Here is an 18,205-nt window from a genome sequence, read left to right on the forward strand (position 1 = left end):
GTCAGCCCTCGAGACTCGTGGCTTCGCCACATGCGCTTCGAGGGCTGACAGGCGACGCGGGCCGAACCCTTTGTGGGCCTCGCTGAACTCGGCACCGAGGAGGTGGGCTCTCGGCGGGATGAGCCCATGCGGATGGGCCGGGGTGGTTGCGCCGTAGGGGTAGGGGTGGGGGTCAGGGGTTTTCAGTCGAGGGAGACGTAGACCTCTACTGAGGTGGGGCCTATGTAGCGTTCCAGTTCGGCTGTGTGGGAACGGGTTATGGTTCCCGCTTTTTCGGCTTCTCGGACCCTTGCCCAGGCGGTGCGGAGTAGGTCGTAGGGTTTTTCGGTGACCACGAATTTGGCGTAGCGGCCGGTGGGGACGCGGGTGAGGACGTCGCCGGGGTCCACTTGGTCGAGGGCGCCGATCTCGTAGCCGAGGACGGCGACCGCGTGATCGTCCTGCCCGATGTAGGCGGCGACTCTGGGGACGTCCTTCTCCCGGCTCAGGTAGCGGTCCCAGGTGAAGTTGACGAGATCCAGGTCGCGTGCGGTTACTTCGCGGCCGGCCAGCGGGATGGTGAGCCCGGCGACCATACTTTCGTCCAGGGTGACAATCTCGAAATCCACTGTTCCTACCTGCCCGCCGAATCGTCTTCTGTAATCGCCACGAACACCTCGACTGTCTGCTCATCCGGATAGCGCTCGTGATCACCGGTGTAGGAACGCACCAGCCGGCCGGAGGCTTCGGCATCCCAGATGGCCCGCCAGAGGGTCACGATCGTTTCACCGAGATCGTCGCCGCTGAGCGTGAAGCGGGCGTAGCGGCCGGCGGGGATGCGGGCGAGGACGTCACCGGATTGTAGATCATCGAGGCTGCGGCAGCGGTAGCCGATGATATGGGTCAGGTACGAGTTGATCTCCGGGGCGTGATCGACGAACGCGCTGGCCGGCGGCCCGGGTAAGGACCGGGCCAGGTTCCGTTTCCAGGCTTCTTCCACCTTGGTTCGGCGTGGACCCTCCACGGCGAGGGCCGGGCTCCGAAGCACCATTCCCGCCACCAGCGTTTCCGGGCGGTCAACGACATTGAATTCCACCGGCGTAGCCCCTATGTCTCGTCATCCGTCGTCGCTCCAGCGCATATCCTCCCGCACGCCCGTCCCGGCACGAGCGTCGGCCCGGTGCCGGTCGGTCGGATGGGCGACATACTCACTCTGGCCAACGATGCTGCCACGTCGACCGTTCCCTCGGTGGGATCACGAGCGGAAATCCGTAGATCACGGTACGGGGATCGTCACACCGGGCAGGATCTCCACCACTCGCGGGGGCGGTGGCGGTGGTGGCGGCGGGGGCGGCGCGACCTCCGGGGCGGGCGCGGGCTGCGGGTTGTAGTCGTTCTCGTACTGGGGTTCGGGTTCGGGCTCGGGAATGTAGGGTTCCGAAGCCGGCGGGATGACGATGAACGGCTGCTGCGGTGGCGGCGCCTGTTCGGGTTCCGGCGCCGGCGGTGGGTTGAGGATGTCGTACGGATTGCGGTTGCCGTTGCCGCCGGCGTTGCCCGACGGCTGCGGCGCGGGAGCGGCCGGGATGATCGGACCGGCCGGCGGGGGTACGCCGATCTGTTCGGAGGGGGTATCGACCAGGGCGCCGTCCATGGTCCGTTTCCAGATATCGGACGGCATACCGGAACCGTAGATCCGCCCGCCACCCGCGGTCGTGATCGGCAGGTTGGCCTCGGTGCCGACCCAGACCGCGGTCGACAGGGACGGGGTGAAACCGACCATCCAGGCGTCTTTGTTCTGGCCGGTATCGCCGAGCTGGGTGGTGCCGGTCTTGGCGGCCGAGGGGCGTCCGCTGAGTCCGTGACCGTTGGAGTAATCGGCGATCGGCAGCATGGCCGCGGCTGCCCGGGCCGCCACATCCGGCGGTATCCGCTGTTCGGCCGGGGGCGGCTGCGCGCCGGTGCGCTGCTCCGGAGCACCGCCGCGGTCCAGTAGTACGGTGCCGTCCCCGCGGACCACCCGCTGTACGAAATACGGCTGGTGGTAGCGGCCCTCGCCGGCGATGGTGGCGTAGGCGGAGGCCATATCCATCGGCCGCACCAGGTAGGTGCCGAGCACGATGGACGGCATCGGCGGTGCGCCCATCTCGGTGAGCGACTCGCCCTGCACTCCGGGGATCTCCTTCGGTATCCCGGCCTGGTGCGCGGCGTCGGCGATCGCCTGGGGACCGTTGCCCATCGCGAGTGTGAGCCGGTAGAAGCTGGTGTTGAGCGACCGTTTGAACGCCTCGGACAGCGAGCACACGCCGCAGGATTCGTTCTCGACATTGCGTACGGTCACGCCGTTGACGTCCACCGGCGCGCTGTCGTAGGTCTGGGACATCGGAATCCCCTGCTGGATCGCGGCCAGAACCGCGAACGTTTTGAAGGCCGATCCGGTCTGCACGGGCGCCTGCGCGAAATCGAACCCGATCCCGTCGGCGCCGCCGTAATAGGCCCGGACCGCGCCCGAACGCGGGTCGATCGACACCGCGGCGGTCCGCAGCTCCGGCGGCTGGCCGTCGAGGGAGTCGCCCGCGGCGGCCTGTGCGGCCTGCTGGGCGCGGGCGTCGATGGTGGTGGTGATCTGCAGGGCGCCGGTGTCGAGTTCCTGCTCGGAGATCCCCGCGGCGGACAGTTCCCGCAGGACCTGGGCCTTGATATGGCCTTCCGGCCCGCGCGTACTGCGGGCGTCTTCCGGCGCCGGTGGTGGGTTGGTGGGCGGGAAGACCACCGCGTCACGGTCGCCGGGAGCGAGGGCCTTCATCTCGACCATGCCGTTGAGGACGTAGTTCCAGCGCTGCAACAGCTGGGGGAGCTGGTTCTGCGGGTCGAGACCGGAGGGGGTGCGGATCAGCGCGGCCAGGACCGCACCCTCGGCCACCGTCAGGTCGGAAACGGTTTTACCGAAGTAGACCTGGGCGGCGGCCTCGATCCCGTAGGCGCCGCGGCCGAAGTAGATGGTGTTGAGGTAGGCGGCGAGGATATCGTCCTTGTCCCATTCCCGCGCCATCTTCGAGGAGATGATGAGTTCGTGCATCTTCCGGCTCACCGTGCGTTCGGTGCCGAGGAAGGCGTTCTTCACGTACTGCTGGGTGATGGTGGACCCGCCGCCGGCGTTGGGATGACCCAGGGCGTTGTCCCGGGCGGCGCGCAGCAGGCCGGCGGTCGAGAAACCGGGGTTGGTGTAGAAGTTGCGGTCCTCGGCGGAGAGCACCGCGTCACGGACGTGGCCGGGCACCTTCGACAGCGGGACGGGGGTGCGGTTGCCCTCCGGGGGCACGACCTTTGCCAGGACCGTGCTGCCGTCGGAGGCGGTGATGGTCGCGGTCTGGTTCACCGGGACGGTACCGGCCGCCGGAATTTCCGAACTCCAGTACACCAGCGCTACCAGCAGCGCCGGGATGGCCACCAGGATGATGAACAGCCACAGGATCAGATGCCGGATCCGCTGACCGCGGGTGCGCCGGGGGCGGGGGTACTCCGGCGGGCGGGGCGGTCGGGTACGCACGCCGGCGTCCAGCTGGTTCCATCCGGCGAGTGACGAGTACTGGGGTGGGTCGGGGGTGTTGCGGCCACGCTGCGAACGGGACGAGCTGCTCACGATCATCTCCTTCCGGAGCGTCGGAAAAACTCAGGCGCACCACCACCGCCGGCTCCCAGGATACCCAGTGATCAGCTCTTGACCCCGCCTGCCGTGAGGCCGGAGATGATTCGCCGCTGGAACAGCAGTACCAGAATTACCAGCGGCACGGTTACCAGCGTTCCGGCCGCCATAATCGCCGCGTACGGCTCTACCAGGGGATTGTTCCCGGAGAAACGCGCGATGGCCACCGTAACCGGTTCCGTTTCGCTACCGGAAAGGACACGAGCCAGCAAGTATTCGTTGATGGCGGCGATGAAGGCCAGGATGGCGGTGGTGAACACCGCGGGCGCCGCCAGCGGCAGCATCACCAGCCGGAACGCCTGCATACGGGTGGCGCCGTCGATGCGCGCCGCCTCTTCCAGTTCCCACGGCAGCTCGGTGAAGAACGAGGACAGGGTGTACACGGTCAGCGGCAGGACGAAGGAGATGTTCGGCAGGATCAGCGCCTGGTACTCGCCGATCCAGCCGATCTCGGTGAACAGCTGGAACAGCGGCGTCACCAGGACCACCACCGGGAACATCGACGCGCCCAGGATGAGACCGGCCACCACATAGCGGCCCTTGAAAGCGAGCCGGGCCAGCGCGTAGGCGGCCATGACGCCGATGATCAGGGCGATCGCCGTAGTGGCGGTGCCGATGATCACGCTGTTGAGCAGAGCCTTGCCGAAATCGTTACCGCGGCTGGTGTCGAAGACATCGCGGAAGTTGTCCAGGGTGACGTGGGTCGGCCACGGCGTGGTGTCGAAGGTGTAGGCGGGATCGCGGAACGCGGTCACCGCCATCCAATAGAACGGGGCCAGGCCCCACAGGAGCACGATCAGCGCGCCCACATAGATCCGGGCCGAGCCGAGACGGCGCAGCAACGACGGGGTTCTGTTCTGCTGTGTAGTCACGCGGCCCTCACGCCTTCCGCTGTTCTTCCTGCGTCCGCACCGCGTTCGCGCCCAATATCTTCACGAGTAGGAAGGCCGCCGCGAAGATCAACAGGAAGGTGATCGTCGAGAGCGCGGCCGCGCTGTTGGGACCCTGCCTGGTCTGTTCGACCACCAGCACCGACAGCGTCCGGGTGGCCGGAAGATCATCGGTCATGATGGCGGGCAGGTCGTACATGCGCAGCGCGTCCATGGTGCGGAACAGCACCGCGACCAGCAGCGCCGGCTTCAGCAGCGGCAGGGTGATCTGGGTGAACCGCTGCCAGGCCGAGGCCCCGTCGACCCGCGCCGCCTCGTACACATCGTTGGAGATGACCTGCAGGCCGGCCAGCAGCAGCAGCGCCACGAACGGGGCGGTTTTCCACACATCGGCGGCGATCACCGCGAAACGGGCCGGCCAGGTGTCCGACGTCCACAGAATCTCGGTGCCGAACAGATTGTTGACCACACCGTCGTACTGGAACATGAATTCCCAGAGTCGTGCGGTCACCGCGGTCGGGATCGCCCACGGGATCAGCACCGCCGCTCGCAGCAGCGCCCGGCCGCGGAAGGTCTTACCCATGACGATCGCCATACCGAGCCCGATCGCGACCTCCAGCGTCACCGTCACCACCGCGAAGAACAGGGTGACGCCGACCGCGCTCCAGAACTCGGCGCCGAGGTTGCCGGTCGGGCATTCGGTGGTGCCGCCGGTGATCACCTGGCACTGGCCGACCAGCCAGTGCAGGTAGTTGTAGAAGGTGCTCTCACCGTTGTCGACGAAGCGGCCGGTGACGGGATCGAGCTGATCGTCGTAGTGGAACGACATCCACAGCGCCCGCAGCACCGGGTAACCGATGACCACCGCGAGTGCCCCGAGTACCGGCGCGACGAACATCCATGCCCTGCCGGACATGCGGAACTCGTCGAGCAGTGAGGGGGACGTCCCGCTGTCACGTTTCGCGTTCGCGGGCTTTTCTGTACGGACCGACGCCTGCGCGTCCGTTCCGGAAGGATCCGACACCGTTCTCTCTCCTACGGGCTCGCCGGGTCCGGTTGAACCACATCTACGATCCGGCTGTCTCGATGCCCTTCTGCATCCCGATGATCGCGTCGTTCACGGACTTGGTTCCGGTCAGGGCAGCATATGCGTTGTCCTGAATGGCTTTGGACACCGCCGGATAGAACGGGGTGACCGGTCGGGGCACCGCGCTGGCGATGGAATCCTTCAAGGCGGGCAGGTACGGCATCTTCGCGATGAGTGCCGGATCGTCGTAGATCGAGGCCCGCACCGACGGCAGTGCGCCGGAGGCGATGAGGTGCTGCGCTTCCTCGCTGATCAGGTACTTCAGGAAATCCAGCGCGGTGGCCTTGTTCTCGGAGTACGCGCTGATCGCGGCGTTGTAGCCGCCGAGGGTCGAGGCGCCGATACCGGTGTCGCCGGGCAGCGGTGCCACGCCGAATTTGTCCTTCACCGTCGACGATTCCGAGGAGGCGTCGCCGTAGGTGGAGGGCCAGCTGCGCAGGAACATGAGTTTGCCCTGGTTGAAGGCGGCGCCGCTTTCGGGCTCCTGGAAGGTGACGGCCTCGCGCGGGATATCGCCCACCCGGTACGCGTCCACCAGTTGTTCGAGTCCGGCGCGCGACTGGGGGCTGTTCACCGTCGGGGTGCGGCCGTCGGTGCCGACGAAGGTGCCACCGAACGCGTTGATCACCTCGGCGGTATTCACGGTCAGACCCTCGTACGGCGCGAACTGACCCGCGTAGCAGCCGATCTGCTGTTCCCGGGCCACCGGGCAGGCCGCCCGCATCTCCGCCCAGGTCCGGGGAGCGTTGGGCACCAGGTCCTTGCGGTAGAAGAGCAGACCACCGTTGGTGTTGCGGGGTGCGGCGTAGAGGGTGCCGTTGTAGGTGGCGCTGGCGACCGGGGGCGACAGCAGCGGGGAGGTGTCGATGGCGAACTGGCCCTCCAGCGGCTGGATCCAGCCCTTGGCGGCGAACTCGGCGGTCCACGGCACGTCCATGGCCACCACGTCGTAGTCGGCGGATTTCGCGCGCATATGCTCGACCAGGTCGTCGTACTGCGCCGAGGCGTCGTTGGACTGTTCCTTGTAGGTGACCTGCTCGTCCGGGTGGGTGGCGTTCCAGCGATCGATGACCTGTTTGACCGCGCCGGTCTCGGTGGTGTCCTTACCCTCGACGTAGGTGATCGGGCCGCGCCCGTCCTGGTTCATACCGAGCTGTTCCTCGGTGTCGGCGGTGTTGCACGCGGTGGCAAAGGTCGCGGTCAGCAGCGCGATCGGCCATAGCACGAGCGCGGCACGTAGAGACGGCGCCTTCTTGAAAGCCATCGCGGAACTCCAGGGTCGATACGTGAGCGGCAGCACAAGGCAACATACATGGTGTGGGCGGCGCATGCGGGGCACTCCCGGATGGAAGTGGACCCCGCGCACCGGCACGGTGGGCGTGCGGGGGCGTCGGCGACGGACGTAATCACAGGTGAGCATGGGTGGTGTTCGCTTCCGCCGAGGCGGATCGCGGAGGCGTTCGGCCCGGTTCCGCCCATTAGGCTGGTCCGCGATGTCCACCGCGAACGTAGTTACCGATCGTCTGCTCACTCGAATCGGCGGGCTCCTGCGCCAAGCCGAATCCACCGACAACGAGCATGAGGCCGAGGCGTTCATGGCGGCTGCCCAGCGTTTGGCGACCCGGTCCTCGATCGACCTGGCGGTGGCACGCGCGCACACCGTGGGCAAGGAGAAATCCGGCACGCCGATCCAGCGGGTGGTCCCTATCGGCGAACCCGGCCGCAAAGGTTTGCGTACATATGTGCAGTTGTTCGTCGTCATCGCCGACGCAAACGATGTGCGCTGCGATGTGGCCCGCACCTCCACGCAGGTGTATGCCTACGGGTTCGCCGCCGATATCGATGTATGCGAGGCCCTGTACTCGAGCCTGCTGGTACAGATGGTGCAGGCGTCGGATCGCTACATAAAGTCCGGTGCCCACCGGTCGTCCACCATGGAGAAGATCGTCGTCGAACGCCGCCGCGGGCGACGGGTCCGCCGGTTGGTCCGGGTCCCGGTGGCCGGAGTGACCGCCAGGCTCAACTTCCAGATGGCGTTCGCGGCCCGGGTCGGGGCGCGGTTGGCCGAGGCCAAGGGAGAGATCGAACGGGCTGCCACCACTCGGGACGCGCACGCCGCCGATCCGGTTTCGGAGGAACAGGCGGCCGGGGCCGCGCTCGCGTTACGCGGCAAAGAGCTCGAGTTGGCCGATTTCTACAGCCGGAGCTCGGAAGCTCGAGGCACTTGGCGCGGGCCGGACACTTCCACCGGGTACGCGCCGGATGCCCGGCAGGCCGGAGACCGCGCGGGTCGGGCGGCCAGACTGGGCTCAACGCCGGAATTGGATGCGGCGCGTGGGCGGCTCGAGAGCTCCGGAGGTCAGCTGTGCCGCACGACAGAGCCCGGTTGGGCAGGGTCCGGGTGAGCGACGGTCATCCGCTTCCGTTCCGGAACGAAAGCTCTGGATACTCGGACCCTGCCGGTGCCGCAGTGGTCGAGAGACATGCGTGGTGAGTGCGATACGGGACTCGCAGCGCAGCCGGGTGTATGACGCCGAACAATTGGTGCGGGCGGTATTCGACCGGGCCGCCGAATTCGGGCACCGGACGGTCGAGGTCCACGGTTCGCGCCTGACCCTGCCGGTGGAACGGAAATTCGCCTCGGTGGAATCGGTGCAGAAGTACTGCGACCGCGTCCTGACCTTGAATTGGGTCGCGGTGAACTGGCAACGAGCCGACGTGCCGATCCGGGTGCGCGCCCGCGCGGGTGCCGCGGCCGCGCACTACGAACCCGGGTCGGGTGTACTGGCAGTGCCGGTACACGGAAAACGTTCTCCTCACGAGGGTTCGCCGTGGGCCCTGCGGGAACTGGTGCTGCTACACGAACTCGCGCACCATCTCGAACCTCGCCCGGAAACTGTCGCTGCGCACGGGCCGGAATTCTGCGGTCGGTATGTGGAATTGGTGGAGGGCGTCCTGAGCCCGGAAGCCGCGTTCCTGCTGCGCATTACATTGCACGACTGTGGGGCGCGGGTCGGGTGAACTGAGTCGTGAGGGCACATTCAGCCTCTCTCACGGACCAGTACCTTCCAAACCCGCGTGAATCGTTCGGTCCACCAGGCGGTCCGTTCGGGGTCGGGGTGCCGGAACTTCTCCAGGAGGTCCGGGTCTGGTTGCGGAGGGGTGCGCGGGACGGGGAGATAGCCGTCCACCGGCCGCAGGGAATCCGTCACCAGGTCGCCTTGGAACAGTGTCACCGTGCCCAGTCCGCAGGCATGGTCCAGTTCCGGGAGCGCACCTGCCAGGGCAAGCTGCGCGGACAGCCCGATGCTGGTCTCCAGTGCCGAAGAGATCACGCACGGCAGTCCGGCTGCGTCGGCCACTTCCAGCGCCCGCCGCACCCCGCCGAGCGGGGTGCATTTGATCACCGCGATATCCGCGGCGCCCGCGACCGCGACTCTCAACGGGTCCTCCGCGCGGCGAATGGATTCGTCGGCGGCGATCGGTACCTCGACCTTTCGGCGCACCTGCGCGAGTTCTTCGAGCGTGCGGCATGGCTGCTCCACATATTCCAGGCCGCCGGCCGCGCGGTCCAATTCGCGAATGTTGCGGATCGCGGTATCCACATCCCACACCGCGTTCGCGTCCACGCGGATCGCACCTCCCGGCCCCAGCGCCGCCCGCACTGCGTCCACGCGCGCCAGATCCTCGGGCAGGGCGCCGGGATGGTCGGCCACCTTGACCTTCGCTGTCCGGCAACCGGAACCGGCGACGAGGGCATGCGCTTGCTCCGGCGGCACCGCCGGCACGGTGCAGTTGACCGGTACCCGGTCCCGGACCGGTTCCGGCCAGCCCACGCCTACCTGTTCGATGGTGGTCGCCAGCCAGTGTGCGGCTTCACGGTCGTCGTATTCGGGGAACGGGCAGAACTCACCCCAACCCCGCGGTCCACGTACCACGACACCCTCGCGCACGGTGATCCCCCGGAATTTCGACCGCAGCGGAATCGCGTAGACAGTGATCGCGTCGAGCTCGGGCAGTTCGGTCACCGGCCCCACGTTAGTTGTGTATGGAATCCGCTGTTCGGAGACCGGCCGAGGCGGTTGCTCCGGACACTGCGGTCACACCGGCCCGCCTGCGCTCCCGGAGCCGTGCGGAGCTCCGCCATGGGACGAGCCGCGATGCCGCGCGAGCCGAGATGACGAACTCCGATCTCGCGGTCAAGATCGAAGAATCGCTCGAGGCCATGGACAGGGTGGTGCAGTATCACGCGGGCAGGCAGACCTGGTTCGCCGATGAACTCGATCGGCAGGCGGCGGAATTCGAAGCCGCCGACCAGAATTTCGCCGCCGGGATCGACGGCGCCGGTAAGAGTCTGGAGGAGATGGGACCACGATGAGCCGGGATCCGCTGACAATTACGCAGGTGCTCGGATGGCACACCTATCATGTATCGAATGCCGCCGCGAAAATAACGGAGAGCTCGCAAACTCTCGACCGTGAAGCAGACTCGGCGTCGAAGAAAATCGACAGCTCACGGGATTTTTTCGACAGCCAGGCCGGGAACGCCGCCCGCGACCGGGCGACCACCGACCGTAATGAGGCTTTCACCACCGCCGATGTGCTCGAGGAAATGGCGAAGCTGGCCACCGGTCTGGCCGATACGATCACTGCCGACATCGATACCATCCGGGACACCAAGTCCGAGGTCGATTCATCTCGATGGGATCTCTACGTCAACGACGACGGTACTGTCGACTCGCGGAAGTCCAACTGGGAGATAGCAACGGAATGCTTCCCGTTCGGGGTCGCCGCAAAACCGCCCTCGTTGCGAAACCCGCCGACCCAGAACTCGCAAAGATCCTCGAGGACTACCAGACCGACTCCTCGGGTGGAGACCTTCAGCTCTGGCCTACCGGGTGGCAGCTCGAGGCGCTCCAGCAAATCATGCCCGATTTGCAGCCGAAACAGCTCACCACCGAGGAGATTGCAGCCATGTCGATTCTCCTCGCACGGAAGGACTTCGCCGGTGTGGTCGAGCAGTTCGGGATGGCGGATCAGGCGACGGAAGCCGCGGAGGAGAACTACCCGGACTCTGTCGACGATGGTCACGGCGACGCGTTTCGCCACGCGTACTGGAACGCGTTGATGGCGCAACGATTCGGGCCCGACTGGACCGAAATATATGGCACGGCTCACGAGAAGAGTGGCGGTAACCCGCCGAATCGTGAAGCCATGGACTTGTTCAACAACCAGCTCGGGCGGGAGATAGGCGCCGCGAACCCCGATGCCTCGCCCGAGGAGTTGCAGCAGCTCATCAAGAATGAAATAGATCAAGGAAACGCGATTGTCCTTGCGATACCTCCTGGAGACCCGGCGGGGTCTCCTGTTATCACATGGAGTGATCAGGTAAATGAACTGGACACCGATCAGGCGCCGGGTGTAGATGTACCGCTCCCCAGGAAAAACTAGGGAAAGTAAATGAGAGTAAAGAATGTTTTCGTCGTCGTCGTTGCATGTTTCGCAATTCTGACGAGTGGCTGCTCATTGGTTCGTGAAGCGCTCGGTACGAACCCGAAAGAAGAGCCGGAATGTGTCGGTCCCACGTTCGATCTCTGGGGCACTCGAGAAGTACTGGGGCCCGCGGAACCCTTCAATAACGAGGCGGATCGGGCGGCTTCGGGAACTGAGCCGACCACTCTCGATGCCATCGCGGCGGTTGCGGGATGGCAGGGAAACTGGGACCGTGTGATCGACGTTCCCGATAATACAACCGCCGACGAACTGAATAAGTGGGCAGGCGCGGCTCCGACCTGCTGGGAAGGTTTTATCGGTCGCGATGTCGGGACGGATGACTCTTCAGAAGGAGTACTCCTCTTTATGGATGGAGAAAAGCCCGTGCAGGTCCTGTGGTACAAAGGTTCTGAGAAGGACTTCCGCATCAGCAGGAAGTCGCCCGTCGTGCAGCGCCATGCCGTCCTCGTGCCGAATCGCGGCCAAATGTCCCCTGCGGAATAGCTTTCGGTGCGGCCGTTGCCCGGCCCTGGGTAATCAGGACCGGGCAACGGTGAGCGCGGGGATCAGAGTCGTTCGAGGATGGTGGCGTTGGCGAGCCCGCCTGCCTCGCACATCGTCTGTAGTCCGTAGCGGGCGCCCCGGTCCCGCATGGCGTGGACGAGGGTGGTCATCAGCCGGGCCCCGGAAGCGCCGAGAGGATGCCCGAGGGCGATCGCGCCGCCGTTGACGTTCACCCGTTCCGGGTCGGCGCCGGTGTCGTGTTCCCAGGCCGCGACCACCGAGGCGAATGCCTCGTTGATCTCGATCAGGTCGATATCGCCGATGGTCAGCCCGGCCCGGTCCAGCACTTTGCGGGTGGCGGGGATGACGGCGGTGAGCATCAGCAGCGGGTCGTCGCCGGCCACCGCGAAACTGTGCAGCCGGGCCAGCGGCCGCAGGCCCAGTTCGCGGGCCTTTTCGCTGGTGGTGATCAGGACCGCAGCGCTGCCGTCGCTGATCTGGCTGGCCGTGGCGGCGGTGATGTTCCAGCCGATCTGCGGGAACCGTGCGGCCGTCGCCTCGTCGTAGTACGCGGGGCGCAGGCCGGCGAGGGTGTCGAGGGTGGAGCCGGTGCGGATCCCTTCGTCGGTGTCGAGACCGGCGAGTGGGGCGAGTTCGGCGGCGAACTGGCCGTTCTTGGTGGCACGGGCCGCCTTCTCGTGACTGGCGAGCGCGAATTCGTCCAGTTCGGTGCGGGAGATCCCCCATTTCGCGGCGATGAGTTCGGCGCTGATCCCCTGAGCGACCAGACCGTCCGGATACCGTTCGGCGAAGCCCACCCCGGAGATATCGGCGGCGCCGCGCGCGCTCGCACCCATCGGCACCCGGCTCATGGATTCGACACCGGTGGCCACGACCATGTCGTAGGCGCCCGCGATGACGCCCTGCGCCGCGAAATGCACCGCCTGCTGGCTGCTGCCGCACTGCCGGTCGACCGTGGTCGCCGGGACCGATTCCGGGAAGCCCGCGGCCAGGGCGGCGCGGCGGGTCATGTTCACCCCCTGTTCGCCGACCTGGCTGACGACTCCGCCGATCACATCGTCGATCAGCGCGGGGTCGATTCCGGTGCGTTCGACCAGCGCGCGCAGGCTGTGCGCCATGAGGTCCACCGGATGGACCGAATGCAGGGCTCCGGTGGGCTTGCCGCGCCCGATCGGGGTCCGTACCGCATCGACGATCACCGCGTCTCGCATGTTGAGTCCTTCCGTCGCCAGAGCTCTCCACTCTGGCTAAAGTCAACTAAAGCCAGAGTAACCCCTGGCGTGAGTAGGGGCAAGTCAGGGTGGCTATGATGGACGGATGGCAGCCGTGATGGAAGGCCCGCTGGCCGATCTGAACTCGTGGAAACCCGACCATTGCTCGATCGCCATGGCATTGAACGTGGTCGGCACCCGTTCGGCGATCCTGATCCTGCGCGAGGCCTACTACGGGACCACCCGCTTCGACGGGTTCGCCTCCCGGCTGGGCATCACCGACGCCGCCGTCGCCGGGCAGCTGCGCAAATTGACCGAGGCCGGGCTGTTCACCAAACAGCCCTATCGCGAGGAAGGCAAACGCACCCGGCACGAATACGTGCTCACACCCAAAGGGCGCGATCTGCTCCCGGTGGTGCTCGCGCTCATGCAGTGGGGAAACGCCCATATGCAGCCGGGACCGGCGCCCCTGGACCTGGTGGAAGCGGCCACCGGCGACCCGGTGCGGGTTCAGGTGCGCAGTGCGTCCGGTCGTGAGATCGGTGTGGACGAACTGGGCGTACGGCTCAACGAGCGGTGGCGCGCGAACCGGCGCAGTCGTTCGTAACAGGCGCTTCGGCCGCGTACGGCGGCCGAAGCCGGAACCGGTGTCCGATCAGTTCAGTGGCTGATCAGTTCAGTCGGCGGCCGTCGTCGGCGCCGAAGAAATAGACGTGGTCCGAGCCCGGGATCAGGTGCACCCGGCTACCCTTGGCCGGCGGATTGCGCCAGTCGCTGCGGGCCACGATCGTGTCCGCACCCTGGGTGGCCTCGGCCGGGCGGCCGTAGATGAAGGCATCGGAACCGAGTTCCTCCACCACATCCACCTCGATCTCGATACCGGAGTCGCCGGCCTCGAGGTGTTCCGGGCGGATACCGACGGTCACCGAGGCGCCCGCCTCGTCGGCCACCGAGCGCGGCAGCGGTAGCGAATACCCGCCGATCCGGACCGCCCCGTCGGCCACCGGCAGCGTGAACAGGTTCATCGCCGGCGAACCCATGAACCCGGCGACGAACACATTGGCCGGTTCGCGGTAGAGGTCGCGCGGGGAGGCGCACTGCTGCAGCAGGCCGTCGCGCATCACGGCCACCCGGTCGCCCATGGTCATCGCCTCGACCTGGTCATGGGTGACATACACGGTGGTGGTCGACAGCCGGCGCTGCAACTGCGCGATCTGGGTGCGGGTCTGCACGCGGAGTTTCGCGTCCAGGTTGGACAGCGGTTCGTCCATGAGGAAGACCTGCGGATCGCGCACGATCGCCCGCCCCATCGCGACCCGCTGGCGCTGGCCGCCGGACAGCGCCTTGGGCAGCCGGTCCAGCAGCGGTTCCAGGTCGAGCAGCCGGGCCGCCTCGAGCACCCGCCGCTGCTTCTCGTCCTTACCGACCTTCGCCAGTTTGAGCGCGAAGCCCATGTTCTCGGCGACGGTCATATGCGGGTACAGCGCGTAATTCTGGAAGACCATCGCGATATCGCGATCCTTGGGATCGGAATGCGTGACATCGCGGTCACCGATCAGGATGCGGCCGCCGGACACTTCCTCGAGGCCCGCCAGCATCCGCAGCGAGGTGGATTTTCCGCAGCCGGAAGGGCCGACCAGCACCAAGAATTCACCATCGGCTATCTGGAGCTGCAATTGATCGACGGCGGGCGTTTTGGCCCCCGGATACTGCCGGGTGGCGCGATCGAAGGTCACCGTGGCCACGGCTTGTTCACTTCCCTTCACCGGTTGGAACACGCGAAGTGGAGCGAATTCGCAACATGTGCGTGGTCATGGCGTCAGAGGCTACCGCTGGTGTTCTCGGGCTCCGCATGGTCTGTCCTTTTCGGAGCGTTATCGTGCCAGCGAACACCCCGGCTGTCCACCCATTCGGCCCGGCGGCGCCACCCGCTGGATTCGGTGGTGGAGTTCCTGCGGGCCGAACGACCGGGCCGGCCGGAGTCGCGCGGCACCGCTGATCCGTCCTTCCCGGAGGGCGCGTGCGAACTGCCCGCCGCCGTGTGGGAGGTGTTCACCCGCCGGGCCGCCGCCGCGGGGCAGCCGCCGGCCGATTATCTGCGCGCCGAACTGGTCGCCCTGGCCCGGCGCCGCACGGTCGAGGATTCGGTGCTCGAACTATCCGAGGCGCTCGGCGGTGACCCGGGCCGGGCGGGGGAACTCGACGAGATCGTCGCCGCCGTCCGGTACGCGCGCGGCGAGTAGTTCGAACAGCGCGGTGACGCTCTGCTCGCCCCGGCCCTCGGCCACGGCCCGCCGCAGGAGGTCGTGCATCGGGGCATGCCAGGACATTTCGACGCCCGATTCCCGCGCGAGCCGCTCGTCGTCGCCGATGCTGCTGTGGAACAGCCCGACCGAGGACCCGAGCAGGCTGTAGTCGCCGCTGTCGATCTCCTCGGCCATGACCGGGAGCAGCGAGGCAATCATCTTCAGCCATTTCGCCGAATAAGGAACCATCGAGCCCGCCGGGATGCCGCGCGCGGACAGCAGCGCCGCACCCTCGAGGAAGCCCAGCAGCGTGGGCAGCAGCGTCGCGCCGACGGCGGATTCGTAGAGGCCGGCCAGATCCGGCTCCGGCCCGAGGTGGACGATATCGCCGCCGAGCACGCGAAGTGTGTCCGCGAATTCGTCGAACACCGCGCGCTCGCCGCCGAAGTACAGCAGCGTGTCCCGCTTTCCCACCGCCGCCGGCACGTTCTTGATCGCGCCGCCGAGGACCCGGGCTCCGTGGGCGGTGGCCCACTGCGCGAATTCCCGCGCGCTGGAGGGGATTGCGCTGCTCAGCGTGACGAGAGTGCGTCCGCGTAGCGCGCTCGCCGCGTCGGCCAGGCTTTCCCGGGCGGCGTCGAGGGTGGTGGTCGCCACGATGATCAGCCCGGCCGCCGCCACGGCGTCCCCGATATCGGGCTGTAGGTCCGCACCTGCGAGCACCAGGGGTGCGGCGCGTTCCGGGGTGCGGTTCCACACCGTGGTCCGATGCCCCGCGGCGAGGAACGCTCCGGCCAGCGCCCGCCCCATCGAACCCGTACCGAGCACGGTCACCGGTATGTGCTTCTGGTCGGTCACTGCGACTCCGCTCTGGGTTCGTGTGGAGACCTCCGCTCCACCGTGCAGCCGAGTATCGGACGGCGCGGCAGTGCGGGCGAGTACGCACTTTTTCCTTCCGTACCCGACCTGCGGGTAAGGAACCAGGTGGCAGGCGCCGGGGCCGGCGGTGGTGTGGTGTGAGTCACGTTCCCGCGAGGTTGACCATGCCGCGACGGCCGGGGGTGTGCTGGGTTCCGACCTACGCACCCACCGGAAGGATCGATCATGGCGTTGCCCGAATTCATCTCGGTCGAGGAGTTCTTCATCGAACCGGTGCGCACGGCGCCGTCGATATCGCCGGACGGCACCCGGATCGCCTACCTCGCGCCGTGGCGGAACCGGTTGAATGTCTGGGTCCAGGACCTCGGTTCGGAGGCCGAGCCGCGCTGTGTGACCGCCGACGAGAACCGCAGCGTGCAGAGTTACCGCTGGACCGCCGATTCGCGGTGGCTGCTCTATATCCAGGACGGTGCCGGGGACGAGAAATGGCATCTGTACCGGGTGGATCCGGACAACCCTGCCGCCGCGGTCGATCTGACACCGTTCGCCGGGGCGACGGTGCTGCAAATCGATCTGCCCGTCCGCCTGCCCGGGAAGGCCCGGGTGCATCTGAACCAGCGGAGAGTGGACATGTTCGATCTGTGCGAGATCGATATCGCCACCGGCGAACTCACCGTGCTCGCCGAGAATCCCGGGTCGGTCGCCTATTGGATGTGCGGTCACGACGGGGAGATCTTCTGCTACGGGCTGACCGCCGACGGCGATCTGGAGCTCTCGCGCTGGGACCCGGAGGCGGGTGCGCCGGGCCGTATCGCGCTTTTCGCGGGAGCCGACTATCCGATGGGCGTGCTGCCGGTCGTGCTCACACCGGACGGGACCGGTGCGTGGATCGGATCCAATACCGGCACCGACCGGACGCGGTTGGTGCGTCTGGATCTGCGCACCGGCGCGGAGACGGAGGTGGACAGTCACCCGACGTTCGACCTGGACACCCGGTCCGCGGTGAACCCCGCGCTGTACTCACCGCTGATCCTCGATCCGGGCACCGGCGCATTGCTCGGAGTGCGCTACCTCGGCGACCGCCAGACGATCCACGCGCTCGACGAGCGTTTCGCGGAGATCCTGGCGAATCTGGAGAAACTCTCCGACGGCGATCTCGGTGATATCTCCTGCGACGATTCCGGACGGCACTGGATCGTCACCTTCGTCCACGACCGCGACCCCCAACTCGCCTACCACTACGACCATTCCACCGGCGCGAGCCGGCTGCTGTACCGCCCGTACCCGCATCTGGACCCCGAAGCGCTGGCGCCGATGACACCGGTGTCGATCCCGGCGCGTGACGGGCTGACCCTCCCGTCCTATCTGACGCTGCCCGCCGGGATCCCGCCGCGGAACCTGCCGCTGGTGGTGCTACTGCACGGCGGGCCGTGGTTCCGGGACAGCTGGGAGTTCGACCCGCCGGCCCAGTTTCTCGCCAACCGCGGTTACGCGGTGCTGCAGGTCAACTTTCGTGGTTCGACCGGATTCGGGAAGGCGTTCGTGCAGGCCGCGATCAAGGAGTTCGCCGGCGCGATGCACGACGATGTGATCGACGCCGTGGAGTGGGCGGTGGACCGCGGTTACGCCGATCGTGAGCGGGTCGCGATATTCGGCGGCTCCTACGGTGGTTACGCGTCGCTGGTGGGTGTCACCTTCACCCCCGATGTGTTCGCCGCCGCCATCGACTACGTGGGTATCTCGAATCTGGCGAATTTCCTGCGCACCATTCCGCCGTTCTCGAAACCGCATCTGGCCAACAACTGGCATCTGTTCGTCGGCGATCCCGATGATCCCGAGCAGGAAGCCGATATGCTCGCGCGCTCGCCGATCACCTACGCCGACCGGATCCGGACCCCGCTGCTGGTGGTGCAGGGCGCCAACGATGCCCGGGTCGTCCGCGCCGAATCCGACAATCTCGTGGCGGCGCTACGGGGTCGCGGTGTGGAGGTCGAATACATGGTCAAGGACGACGAGGGGCACGGGTTCGTGAACCCGGAGAACCGGATCGATATGTTCCACGCGGTGGAGCGGTTCCTCGCCCGGCATCTGGGCGGGCGGGAGGACACCGCCTGATCTCCGGCGATCGTGCGGCGTGGTGCGCCGATGAGTTCGGCCCGGTGGTGTCGTCTGTAGTGCGGGGTTCCCGAT

19 protein-coding genes are annotated in these 18,205 nt (G+C 66.9%); 8 read left to right on the plus strand and 11 right to left on the minus strand.

Annotation, left to right across the window (positions count from 1 at the left end):
* Window positions 1-182: 182 nt before the first annotated feature.
* From AB0F41_RS25040 to AB0F41_RS25065, 6 genes are all read right to left on the minus strand, one after another.
* Window positions 183-608 carry a GyrI-like domain-containing protein gene (locus tag AB0F41_RS25040; protein ID WP_357427786.1) on the minus strand — a complete coding sequence of 142 codons (426 nt, stop codon included), beginning with the start codon at window positions 606-608 and terminating at the stop codon, window positions 183-185.
* Between the two features lie 5 nt (window positions 609-613).
* A complete protein-coding gene (locus AB0F41_RS25045; RefSeq protein ID WP_357427788.1) occupies window positions 614-1,075 on the minus strand; it encodes a GyrI-like domain-containing protein in 462 nt (153 codons plus the stop codon).
* A 180-nt stretch (window positions 1,076-1,255) separates the two neighbouring features.
* A complete protein-coding gene (locus tag AB0F41_RS25050; protein ID WP_357427790.1) occupies window positions 1,256-3,628 on the minus strand; it encodes a transglycosylase domain-containing protein in 2,373 nt (790 codons plus the stop codon).
* Between the two features lie 65 nt (window positions 3,629-3,693).
* Complete coding sequence (locus tag AB0F41_RS25055; protein WP_357427791.1) at window positions 3,694-4,557, minus strand: carbohydrate ABC transporter permease; 864 nt, start codon at window positions 4,555-4,557, stop codon at window positions 3,694-3,696.
* A 7-nt stretch (window positions 4,558-4,564) separates the two neighbouring features.
* On the minus strand, window positions 4,565-5,491 hold the full coding sequence (locus AB0F41_RS25060; RefSeq protein ID WP_357427868.1) for a sugar ABC transporter permease: 927 nt from the start codon (window positions 5,489-5,491) through the stop codon (window positions 4,565-4,567).
* A gap of 151 nt (window positions 5,492-5,642) precedes the next feature.
* Window positions 5,643-6,926: an ABC transporter substrate-binding protein gene (locus AB0F41_RS25065; protein ID WP_357427792.1), complete on the minus strand. Its 1,284-nt coding sequence runs from the start codon at window positions 6,924-6,926 to the stop codon at window positions 5,643-5,645.
* Window positions 6,927-7,155: 229 nt separating this feature from the next.
* On the opposite strand from AB0F41_RS25065, the gene AB0F41_RS25070 reads away from it, so the two are divergent.
* Together AB0F41_RS25070 and AB0F41_RS25075 are read left to right on the plus strand one after the other, a co-directional pair.
* Window positions 7,156-8,067 carry a DUF2786 domain-containing protein gene (locus AB0F41_RS25070; RefSeq protein ID WP_357427793.1) on the plus strand — a complete coding sequence of 304 codons (912 nt, stop codon included), beginning with the start codon at window positions 7,156-7,158 and terminating at the stop codon, window positions 8,065-8,067.
* Window positions 8,068-8,152: 85 nt separating this feature from the next.
* Window positions 8,153-8,683 carry a TIGR04338 family metallohydrolase gene (locus tag AB0F41_RS25075; protein ID WP_357427794.1) on the plus strand — a complete coding sequence of 177 codons (531 nt, stop codon included), beginning with the start codon at window positions 8,153-8,155 and terminating at the stop codon, window positions 8,681-8,683.
* Between the two features lie 20 nt (window positions 8,684-8,703).
* Here AB0F41_RS25075 and AB0F41_RS25080 read toward each other — a convergent pair whose 3' ends face one another.
* Window positions 8,704-9,681: an o-succinylbenzoate synthase gene (locus AB0F41_RS25080; protein ID WP_357427870.1), complete on the minus strand. Its 978-nt coding sequence runs from the start codon at window positions 9,679-9,681 to the stop codon at window positions 8,704-8,706.
* 158 nt (window positions 9,682-9,839) lie between these two features.
* Between AB0F41_RS25080 and AB0F41_RS25085 the strand changes: the two genes are divergently transcribed.
* Window positions 9,840-10,040 carry a hypothetical protein gene (locus tag AB0F41_RS25085; RefSeq protein WP_357427796.1) on the plus strand — a complete coding sequence of 67 codons (201 nt, stop codon included), beginning with the start codon at window positions 9,840-9,842 and terminating at the stop codon, window positions 10,038-10,040.
* Window positions 10,041-10,086: 46 nt separating this feature from the next.
* Here AB0F41_RS25085 and AB0F41_RS25090 read toward each other — a convergent pair whose 3' ends face one another.
* Window positions 10,087-10,320 (minus strand): hypothetical protein, encoded by a 234-nt coding sequence (locus tag AB0F41_RS25090; protein ID WP_357427798.1) that lies wholly within the window; start codon window positions 10,318-10,320, stop codon window positions 10,087-10,089.
* A gap of 111 nt (window positions 10,321-10,431) precedes the next feature.
* On the opposite strand from AB0F41_RS25090, the gene AB0F41_RS25095 reads away from it, so the two are divergent.
* Window positions 10,432-11,112 (plus strand): hypothetical protein, encoded by a 681-nt coding sequence (locus AB0F41_RS25095; protein WP_357427800.1) that lies wholly within the window; start codon window positions 10,432-10,434, stop codon window positions 11,110-11,112.
* Window positions 11,113-11,121: 9 nt separating this feature from the next.
* Entirely contained in the window at window positions 11,122-11,658 is a 537-nt protein-coding gene (locus AB0F41_RS25100) for a hypothetical protein (protein ID WP_357427802.1), read from the plus strand.
* Between the two features lie 62 nt (window positions 11,659-11,720).
* Here the strand turns inward: AB0F41_RS25100 and AB0F41_RS25105 are convergent, their stop codons facing one another.
* Window positions 11,721-12,890 (minus strand): acetyl-CoA C-acyltransferase, encoded by a 1,170-nt coding sequence (locus AB0F41_RS25105; RefSeq protein WP_357427804.1) that lies wholly within the window; start codon window positions 12,888-12,890, stop codon window positions 11,721-11,723.
* A gap of 106 nt (window positions 12,891-12,996) precedes the next feature.
* On the opposite strand from AB0F41_RS25105, the gene AB0F41_RS25110 reads away from it, so the two are divergent.
* Window positions 12,997-13,497, plus strand: coding sequence for a helix-turn-helix domain-containing protein (locus AB0F41_RS25110; RefSeq protein ID WP_357427806.1), 501 nt, complete (start codon window positions 12,997-12,999; stop codon window positions 13,495-13,497).
* 64 nt (window positions 13,498-13,561) lie between these two features.
* On the opposite strand, the gene ugpC is transcribed toward AB0F41_RS25110, so the two are convergent.
* Complete coding sequence (gene ugpC, locus AB0F41_RS25115) at window positions 13,562-14,635, minus strand: sn-glycerol-3-phosphate ABC transporter ATP-binding protein UgpC (protein WP_357427808.1); 1,074 nt, start codon at window positions 14,633-14,635, stop codon at window positions 13,562-13,564.
* A gap of 198 nt (window positions 14,636-14,833) precedes the next feature.
* Between ugpC and AB0F41_RS25120 the strand changes: the two genes are divergently transcribed.
* The gene (locus tag AB0F41_RS25120; protein ID WP_357427810.1) at window positions 14,834-15,133 is read left to right on the plus strand and encodes a hypothetical protein; all 300 of its coding nucleotides are present in this window, start codon (window positions 14,834-14,836) and stop codon (window positions 15,131-15,133) included.
* On the opposite strand, the gene AB0F41_RS25125 is transcribed toward AB0F41_RS25120, so the two are convergent.
* Window positions 15,047-15,994, minus strand: coding sequence for an NAD(P)-binding domain-containing protein (locus AB0F41_RS25125; protein WP_357427812.1), 948 nt, complete (start codon window positions 15,992-15,994; stop codon window positions 15,047-15,049). The genes AB0F41_RS25120 and AB0F41_RS25125 overlap by 87 nt on opposite strands.
* A gap of 246 nt (window positions 15,995-16,240) precedes the next feature.
* Here AB0F41_RS25125 and AB0F41_RS25130 point away from each other — a divergent pair, with 246 nt between their 5' ends.
* Entirely contained in the window at window positions 16,241-18,130 is a 1,890-nt protein-coding gene (locus AB0F41_RS25130; protein ID WP_357427814.1) for a S9 family peptidase, read from the plus strand.
* The last annotated feature ends 75 nt before the right edge of the window (window positions 18,131-18,205 follow it).

This window comes from Nocardia sp. NPDC024068, assembly GCF_040638875.1.
In the GTDB taxonomy this organism is placed as follows: domain Bacteria; phylum Actinomycetota; class Actinomycetes; order Mycobacteriales; family Mycobacteriaceae; genus Nocardia.